General features: G+C 63.0%; 9 protein-coding genes, 1 tRNA gene and 2 pseudogenes. 4 read left to right on the top strand and 8 right to left on the bottom strand.

Annotated features, from left to right (window positions below):
• A partial coding sequence (locus ACGVJ8_RS02270) for a metal-binding protein (protein WP_392345291.1) occupies positions 1-467 on the bottom strand: 467 nt, incomplete at its 3' end.
• Between the two features lie 58 nt (positions 468-525).
• On the opposite strand from ACGVJ8_RS02270, the gene ACGVJ8_RS02265 reads away from it, so the two are divergent.
• Positions 526-597 (top strand) — tRNA-Val (locus ACGVJ8_RS02265).
• Positions 598-1,373: 776 nt separating this feature from the next.
• Here the strand turns inward: ACGVJ8_RS02265 and ACGVJ8_RS02260 are convergent.
• From ACGVJ8_RS02260 to ACGVJ8_RS02230, 7 genes and pseudogenes are all read right to left on the bottom strand, one after another.
• A complete protein-coding gene (locus ACGVJ8_RS02260; protein ID WP_392345290.1) occupies positions 1,374-1,679 on the bottom strand; it encodes a TIGR03894 family protein in 306 nt (101 codons plus the stop codon).
• A gap of 57 nt (positions 1,680-1,736) precedes the next feature.
• Positions 1,737-1,973 (bottom strand): high light inducible protein, encoded by a 237-nt coding sequence (locus ACGVJ8_RS02255; RefSeq protein ID WP_392345289.1) that lies wholly within the window; start codon positions 1,971-1,973, stop codon positions 1,737-1,739.
• Between the two features lie 38 nt (positions 1,974-2,011).
• Positions 2,012-2,749, bottom strand: coding sequence for an MBL fold metallo-hydrolase (locus tag ACGVJ8_RS02250; RefSeq protein WP_392345288.1), 738 nt, complete (start codon positions 2,747-2,749; stop codon positions 2,012-2,014).
• Entirely contained in the window at positions 2,749-3,156 is a 408-nt protein-coding gene (locus tag ACGVJ8_RS02245) for a transcriptional repressor (RefSeq protein ID WP_392345287.1), read from the bottom strand. Before ACGVJ8_RS02245 ends, ACGVJ8_RS02250 begins: the two co-directional genes overlap by 1 nt.
• Positions 3,157-3,161: 5 nt before the next feature.
• Positions 3,162-4,340, bottom strand: a pseudogene (locus ACGVJ8_RS02240) (4Fe-4S binding protein); the annotation flags it as partial.
• Positions 4,329-5,149: pseudogene (locus tag ACGVJ8_RS02235) on the bottom strand (oxidoreductase); the annotation flags it as partial. The pseudogenes ACGVJ8_RS02240 and ACGVJ8_RS02235, both read right to left, overlap by 12 nt.
• A 20-nt stretch (positions 5,150-5,169) precedes the next feature.
• Positions 5,170-5,427, bottom strand: coding sequence for a hypothetical protein (locus ACGVJ8_RS02230; RefSeq protein ID WP_006852028.1), 258 nt, complete (start codon positions 5,425-5,427; stop codon positions 5,170-5,172).
• A 54-nt stretch (positions 5,428-5,481) separates the two neighbouring features.
• On the opposite strand from ACGVJ8_RS02230, the gene ACGVJ8_RS02225 reads away from it, so the two are divergent.
• The 3 genes from ACGVJ8_RS02225 to ACGVJ8_RS02215 form a co-directional block, all read left to right on the top strand.
• Positions 5,482-5,934, top strand: coding sequence for a protein phosphatase (locus ACGVJ8_RS02225; protein ID WP_392345286.1), 453 nt, complete (start codon positions 5,482-5,484; stop codon positions 5,932-5,934).
• Positions 5,931-6,554 (top strand): 2OG-Fe(II) oxygenase, encoded by a 624-nt coding sequence (locus tag ACGVJ8_RS02220; protein ID WP_392345285.1) that lies wholly within the window; start codon positions 5,931-5,933, stop codon positions 6,552-6,554. The genes ACGVJ8_RS02225 and ACGVJ8_RS02220 overlap by 4 nt, the downstream gene beginning before the upstream one ends.
• A 73-nt stretch (positions 6,555-6,627) precedes the next feature.
• The coding region (locus tag ACGVJ8_RS02215) for a class I tRNA ligase family protein (protein WP_392345284.1) at positions 6,628-7,163 on the top strand (536 nt) is incomplete at its 3' end.

Below are 7,163 nucleotides of genomic sequence, written 5' to 3'. Positions count from 1 at the left end.
TTCGACCCTTCCTGGGGCCAGGGGTCGCCATCGAGGATCAGGTGGATCCATGCACTGCCCTCCAAACCCACAAGCAGAGCGATGAACTCCTGTGGGTGCTGACGCATCAGTTGCTGGAGCGTCGTCAGCAGTATCGCTGGCGAGAGTGCTGGAACCGCCATGGTCACGATCAGGCACCAGGTGAGCAGCACCCCTAGGCGCGCGGTCGTTCCCAGCACCGGGCCATGGGACCAGAGCGAGCGATGGGGAATCAGGAGGCGATAGGGCCACCAGAGAAAGCCGAGGACTCCCCACCGCCGCAGCGCATTGGAGCGGGTATCGAGGTCAGGGGACAGCCACAGGCCGCCGGCCAGACAGCTGGCTGCGGCGACCCATGCTGCAGCCCATCCCAGCACCAATCCAACAGCGATCCCGAGCGGGGGGCTCAGGATCCAGATGCTCTGGTCATGGCGGCGACCCGTTGCCAAGCCTTCGGAGCTGTCGTGCGCCCCCAAACTGACGCGTTAGTGCAGAATCTACCCGGTGGGGCGATTAGCTCAGCGGTAGAGCACCTCCCTTACAAGGAGATTGTCACTGGTTCGATCCCAGTATCGCCCATTCCAAAACCCAGTGCTGTACTGGGTTTCTCTAGGTTTTTGCTTCAGTTCGCCAATGCTCGCTCGCCAGGGCCATCGCTTGCTGGCTGGGCGCCGAACTCACCGCGCAGGACGCCTTCTGCCTTCCGCATCATTTTGAGGCAGCTCTCCCTGTCAGCAGCGGCGTAGGCAGCATCCATGCATTTCACGTACTGCTCCTCAGGAGTCACAAGCCGTTTGCTGTTGGGCGGAGTATCGATCCGATTCGAATGGCTCGCCGTAGCTGCAATTACTCATCCGCTAGGTGCGTCGGACGGGCAGGTGTGCAAAGGTGGGATAACGCCAAAGAGCCTGATTAAAGGCCCACTGCGCGAGAACCGATAACTCGATTCCATGAACCGAAGATCCAGCACTCCCCCGAGGGAGTGGCGAAAGGCTGGCAGCAATGCCAGCAAAATTGACCTCAGCGGCTATGCCTCGTCTCAGCATCGCCGTTTCCTGAAAGCGGAAGCAGAGCAGGCCCCAAGGGAGCCAAGGCATCGCTGACTAGGTTCTTTCCAGCAGCGGGATGAAGGCCGCCTCAGCTGTTGCTGCCGTCATCCATGCCACGTCGGATCAGGCTTTGCGTTTACCAGAGCAGACCAATAAAACCGGCCGTGATGATCAGAAGAGACACAGTTGAGGCTGTGATGCAGACGCTGAAAAGGTACTCAGCACGCGACCGCGTCATCTTCGGAAGCCAGCCCATCCAGCATCCTCCTGAGGGGGGATGGGCTGCTTGTCATCAGAAGGCCTTGATCAGCGACTGCTGGAGCGCTTGCGCACAACCCTGGGGGTTTCACGCTCGGTTTTGGCATCTGTATCAGAGACCGTCTTGTCTTCGCCGGCCACTTCTCCCTGTCCGGGCTCGTCATCGAGTTCCTGCGCCTCAATCACCCCAAGCACCATTGCGGCCTCCAGCTGATCGCTCATGTCACCGATGGTGAGCAGAGCTTTCAAGACCAGCTGGGCGCGAGGCGCTTTGGGCAGGCCGGGACGGAGCTTCTTGGTGGTGTTCCAGAGCTCCAGGGCCACTTCCTTCAGCAGTTCCTTGTCAGCCGCCATTCGATTCGAACGTGAATCGCACCATTCTCGTCATCGGGGGGGTGGCCCCCTCCCGAATCAGAAGCAGAAGGGCAGGAATTGGGTGCGGCAGGCGGCGTAGCCATCTACCAGGGGGCCCAGCCCGATCTGGTGAACAATGCCGGCACCGGTGAGCCCCTCAGTGATGATTCCGATCACGATGCCGACCATGGCGGCACGGCCGTTGAAGCGTTCGGCCTTTTTGAGCTGCTCCATGTGGATGTCGCGGGCGGCGACGCCCTGGAACCAGGAATCGTTGCCTTGCGTGGATTTCATCGAATTCAAGCAGTTGTTACAAAGCTTAATCTGAAAAATCAGTTTTTCAGCAGCAGGCGTTCCCCCGGTGTTGGATCGGTCCAGCGGCTGCTGGCTGGCAACTGGGCTCCAGTGCTGGCCACAGATCCTTTCATTTGCAGGGCCCGACTCAGGGCACCGCCAAAGCGCACGTCGCCGCCGGAGGTGCTGGCGAGCACCGTGGTGGGTTGAAAGCGTTCCACCAGTTGCGGTACCACGGAGCAGCCTTTAACAAACGCTCCAAGCGCGGGCAGCCCCAGATCCACCATCGGCGTGATCACGGCATCCAGTTGTTGCGGCTCTAGGGCTGGATCGAGAAAACCATGGGGTTCGAGATAGAGCGATCCGGCCGGATGCTCGAGTAGATAACCGTTTTCCACCATCGGCACCGGTGCACCGGCGCTGGCGCGCACCTGCAGGCCCTGGTGGGTGGTGCTCTCTCCAGGGGAGAGGGCTTTCACGCTGGTGAAGCCGAGGCGTTCCACCACCCGTGCTGCGGCCACGGATCCAATGACGGGTAGATCCTTGGGCAGCGCTGCCAGGGTGTCCGGATGGGCGTGGTCTGCGAGCCCCTGGGTGAGCAACAGCAGGTTCAGCTTCTCGGGCACCTTGCGCTCGCAGGGCAGTTCCCCTTTCAGCAGCCACTCCCCGGGGGGGAAACGCAGTCTGCCGCGCAGCCAGGGATCCACCAGAACGCGGAGATCATCAAATTCGAGCAACCAGCCATTGGCTCCGTAGTAAGTGGCGGCCAGGGTCATCACGGGCTTTGCTGCCGTTCGCGGCAGTCGCTGCAGAGACCAAAGAATTCAAGCGTGTGAAACAAGAGATCGAAGCCTTTGCGGCCGTCTTCGGGTACCTCCAGGTCGTGAATCGGGCAGTGGTCGAGTGCCTGGGTCTTGCCGCAATCGACGCAGGTGAGGTGGTGGCGATCCCGCTCCAGCGGCGCGTAGAGCGCCTCGCCATTGGGCAGGTGGCGGCAGCGCACCAGGCCCCGTTGCTGCAGCTGGCGCAGATTGCGGTACACCGTGGCCAGGCCCATGGCTTGGTCGGGCTCCAGGCTGCGGTGCAGCTGCTGACCGCTCATCTCATCACCACAGGCCTGCAGGTTCTCCACCAAGACCTTCTGGCGGGCATTGATTTGGGTGGAAGGGCGGCGAGTGGCCATGGATAAAGGGCGACCAACCAGCGGCCACTGAAGCTGATCAAGAGCAGCATCATGCTGCCCATGACCCAGGCCCGGCGGTCGAGATCCAGCAAGCGGCGGCTCAAAATCGCAGCACCAACCCATCCGATCCCCACCACCATGGTTTGGCAGAAGCCGATCACATGGGGGTCAGCGGACCAGTGCGGCCAACCTTGCGGCAAGACGGTGCCCGCCTCGGCTATGCCGATCGGCAGATGGCGTGCCAGGAGCAGGGCCCAGAGCAGAGGCAATCCGGCGTAGAGCCAACGGCGGTTGAGCCATAAACCAGCGGCTGCTGGTAAGGCAAGGGCCAGCAGGGGCCCTTCATACAATGAGAATGGTGCAAGGGGCAGCCAGTCCAGCAGGCGTTGCCAGTTGTGCAGGCAGATGCCTCCAGCCAGCACCAGGATCAGTCCCCGCTCTCCGTCCGGAGCCTGCATGGTGCGTTGCAGATCAGCGGCCGGCGGCCGCAGTCGCAACTGCACGGAGCGGTTGGGACAGGCCTGGGTGCAGGTCATGCAGAGCACGCAGTTGCGGTTGTCGCTGAGGTGGGCGGGATGAGTGCCCAGCGGACAGTCTGCGCTGGCCAGTTCCTCTCCGTCGGCAGCTCCCTCCTTGAAACAGGCGTAACTGCTGCAGCTACCGCTGCAGGTGCCGGCTTCGGCCCGGAGTTCAAGGATCGAGAGCTTGGCGAACAGTCCGTTCATGCCCCCAACGGGACAGAGGTAACGGCACCAGAAGCGTTTTTCAAACACCGTTGAACTGATCACGGCTCCTGCCGTGATCAGCAGCAGCAGACAGCTGCTCAGCCAGGCGGTGTTCTCGAGGTTCCAGACTCCTTCCCACGGGAGAATCGCGGCAAAACCGGCGGCGAGTGCAGGAGCCCTCCAGCGGTCCGTGTCCCCATGAGGCCAGCTTTTCTTGCGCCATCGGGTCAGCTTTTGGGCGATCTGTCCCAAGACCACGAAGGGGCAGATAGCGCACCAGAGGCGACCCACCAGCGGGTAACTCAGCAGGATTAACGGCCACCACCAGGCCCAGAAGAGGGTCAGCATCGGATTGGCTGCACGGTCTTGCGGGCCAAGCCAGAACGCCAGGTTCACGGCCACGAACAGCCAGCTCACCAGGCCGAACAGCAGCGTGTTCCAGAGCGCCGGTGCACCCCGCAATCCACCGAACTGCTCAGGGCCGTAGTGCTCGCCACCCTGTGCTGTCGCCGTGGTGGCGGCATGCAGTTGGGGCAGGGCGCCCATGCCGGCGCTTTGGAATAAGGGATCCATCAGTCGGTAGGCCAGAGCCTCGGAGCGGTTGCCGACGCTGGCGATCGTGGTGGGTTGCAGTTCTGTGCGCGCGATGCCGGGATGGGCGGCCAGGGAGAGGATGGGGCGGCCCTGCTCGCGCAGACGTGCATCCAGCTCAAGGTCAAAATCACGTTGGCGAGTTTGCTTTGGCCGTAGGCCCCATAGCGGTCGTAGCCCTTGCTCCAGCTGGGGTCGTTCCAGCGGATCTTGCCGAAGTGCTGCGCCCCGGAGGTCACCATCACCACTCGGGGATCGGGCCGGTTCTGCATCAGCGGCAGCAGGGCCTGGGTCAGGGCCATGTGCCCCAGGTGATTCACGCCGAACTGCAGTTCATGTCCCTGGGCGGTGGTGCAGCGCGGCGGTGCCATCACACCAGCGTTGTTGATCAGCAGGTCAAGGCAGCCGTCGCGCTCGCCGATGGTGGCCGCCGCCTTTTGCACGCTGGTCAGGTCCGCCAGATCCAGGTCCACCAGATCCACCGCTCCCCCATCGCGCTCCTGCAGCAACTCCTGCTTGGCCATCTCGGCTTTGCGGGGGCTGCGGCACGCCAGCACCACGGTGGCCCCGCAGCGTTTCAAGGCCCGCGCTGTCTCCAGGCCCAGACCGCTGTTGGCTCCAGTGATCAGGGCAATGCGCCCCTGCTGGTTCGGGATGTCAGCCGCGGACCAACCCATCGCGTCACGTGAGCCTGGGCTCAGTCCTCAGGGAAGAGCAGCTCAGCCAGTTCGTCGGCGTCCACGTCGTAGACACGGGCCAGGCTGGTTTCGATGGCGTTGGTCACCTCGCCCGGCAGGAAGCGCATCGAGTTGAGGGCGTCCTCGGCGATGTCATCGGTGAGCAGCTTGTCGTCGCTGTCCAGCTTTTCGTCATTGATCACCGCCATCACCCAGCTCTGGTAGGCGTAGACCAGATCGGAGAACTCGAGTTCGGGATCGTTCAGGTCCAGGGCCATGGTGCGAGTAGCCAGTCGCCCCAGTCTGACCTTTCGCAGGAGAGGATGAACAGCATGGATTCCGCTGATGCCACTGGCCTCCAGGCCACGCTATTTGATTTCTCAATCGCTGAGCTGGTGCGGCAACACCGGGAGAGCTTCCAACCCCTGTGGACGGCAGAAAGTTGGGTGAAGCTACTGATCTGGTTGTCGCTGAATTGCGGCAGCTCCGGGGATGAAGCCGGCATGGCCCGTTTCGTCGAGGCGATTGGACCAAGCCTCACCACCCGGATGCGGCGGGTGTTCTTTGAGCGGGAGCTGGACGCCCTCGATCTGCAGGTGATGGCCGATCCGGCTGAGCGGCAGGTGCTGGTGCTGCCGATGGGCCCGGGTGTTCCCCTTGATCTCGAGTGCGCTGCCACGGTGATTGAGCAGGTGCAGTTGCAGGGCCATGTGGTGGCTGACCAGGCGCGCTGGCAGCAGCTCGATGCTGTGGTGGCGATTCCTCGCTTGGAGGCTGCGGCATGAACTTGATCGGGCGCTACAGCAATCCCGGTTACGCCTCGGTGGCTGATGCGGTGCGTGAGTTTTTCGAGCGCCGGGTGGATTTGCAGCGACCTGGCGTGGCCTTCGGGCCCGAGGGCGAGGGGGAACCGGCGAAACAGAGCACCGACATCAGCCTGGTGGCGATTGATCGCTCGGAACCCGAATCCTTCGCCCTCTCGCAACTGATCCTTCGTGGGGTGACGGCCGGCTTGGAGCGCTATCTGCAGGAGCGGCCGCTGTTCCGGCAGTGCTGCCCGCAGCGGAGCCTGTTTGTGAATCCGATCTTCAACCTCCAGCATTACGCCCCGGGGGAAGGGTTCAAGCGTTGGCACTGCGATTGGACCATCAGCGATGAGGCCACCGAACCAGTGCACCGGGTGCTGGCTTGGATTCTCTATTGCAACGACGTGGATGAGGCCGGCACCGAGTTCCATTGGCAGGATCACCACGAACCGGCGGAGCGGGGCAAGTTGGTGATCTTTCCGGCGGGTCCGTCCCACATCCACCGTGGACGGGTCAACGAGAGCGCCAGCAAGTTGATCGCCACCGGTTGGATCAATGCCGGACGCCAGGAGGACTACTTACGGCGTCTCGCCAGTTGAATCGTTGTCTGCTTCGGCTGGCTATGGCGGGCAGGGCTTTGCGAGCATGGCCGGCTGAACCGCTGAGCTTTCCGTGCCCGAACTGGCCAAGACCTACGACCCGGTTGGTACGGAGGCCCGATGGCAGCAGGCCTGGGAGGACCAGCGAGCGTTTCATCCCGACCCGAAGGCTCCCGGTGAACCGTTCTCGGTGGTGATTCCGCCGCCGAACGTGACCGGCAGCCTACACATGGGCCACGCCTTCAACATGGACCTGATCGACACGATCGTGCGCTACCAGCGCCTGGCGGGCAAGAACGTGCTCTGCCTGCCCGGCACCGATCACGCCTCGATCGCGGTGCAGACGATCCTCGAGAAGCAGCTCAAGGAAGAGGGCAAGACCCGCCACGACCTCGGCCGCGACGCTTTCCTGGAGCGGGCCTGGCAATGGAAGGCCGAAAGCGGTGGCCGCATCGTGGGCCAGCTGCGGCGGCTGGGCTACTCAGTGGATTGGAAGCGCCAGCGCTTCACCCTGGATGAGGGCCTGAGTGAGGCGGTGAAGGAAGCCTTCGTGCGGCTGCATGAGCAGGGGCTGATCTACCGCGGTGAATACTTGGTGAACTGGTGCCC

The organism is Parasynechococcus sp. (assembly GCF_042954245.1).
Taxonomy (GTDB): domain Bacteria; phylum Cyanobacteriota; class Cyanobacteriia; order PCC-6307; family Cyanobiaceae; genus Parasynechococcus.
The sequence above is the reverse complement of the archived record's forward strand: the minus strand, read 5'-3'. Positions and strand labels throughout refer to the sequence as shown.